The following is an 877-nucleotide window of genomic DNA, read 5'->3' on the forward strand; positions in this document are numbered from 1 at the left end:
ATTGATCACTAGGCGCCGAAGTCGTACTTTCAGGTAAGGGGCTGCCCTCTTGTAGAGGCTTATCTTCCACCAGTAAATACCCTAAAACATACACGCTCAAACCAGCAACTAAAGCCAATGCAAACATTACACTGATCAGTTTCTTTCGGAACTTGGCTTTCTCGGCTTTTTTAGCGCTTAAGGCTACATTCTCGATTTCATTCTTGCGAGTACGTAACTGAACCTCAAGCAGCTCAACCATTCGCTCTTCATGCAAGTTAACCAAACGACAATAAGAGCGAAAATAACCTTTTAAGAAAACATCGCTACTGAAGTCGTCATAATCTTCATTCTCCATTGACTGCACAACACTTGCCCTTAGGTGAAGATCATGTGCAACATGGTCGATAGAAAATTTTAACTCTTCTCGTGCAGTCCGGAGAATTAAGCCTGGGCTTGACGAAATATCAGCTGTTTCCTTACTCATCGACTAGCACCATTTAGCGTTATTTTTTTTCCAAGTAAACTCTTGGCAAGCTGGTTTTCTTCAGTATCGGGATACATTTGCTCGAGTAAGCCTGCCAAAGTAATCACTTGCTGAGAACTATCATAATAATTGGCAATCCTGATTCCCAGCCATAAACTCTGAGCTGAGTGTTGCATACCGCGCTCACGAATCAACCGTACGAGGCGATTATAATAATGCTGAGCTCTTTCAAAATCGTTGGACTGGATCAGCAGCTCCGTTACACCAGATAGCGCACGACCATTACTACGATCCAAGCGCAAAGTACTGGTATAAGCTTCAATTGCTTCAGCACTATTACCTAGTTTAAGTTGGCATAAAGCGATATTAGAGAATATTTGTGAACGGCCTTCATAACGCGTATCTTCAGAT

The 877-nt window shown here is 42.4% G+C and carries 2 protein-coding genes; both read right to left on the reverse strand.

Going from position 1 to position 877, the window contains the following annotated elements; all coding sequences use genetic code 11:
* The coding region (locus A3729_RS08130) for a RodZ family helix-turn-helix domain-containing protein (RefSeq protein ID WP_197475684.1) at positions 1–466 on the reverse strand (466 nt) is incomplete at its 3' end.
* Positions 463–877, reverse strand: a 415-nt coding sequence (locus A3729_RS08135) for a tetratricopeptide repeat protein (protein WP_197475685.1), incomplete at its 5' end; no start/stop codon positions are given. The genes A3729_RS08135 and A3729_RS08130, both read right to left, overlap by 4 nt.

Source organism: Oleiphilus sp. HI0043, assembly GCF_001634935.1.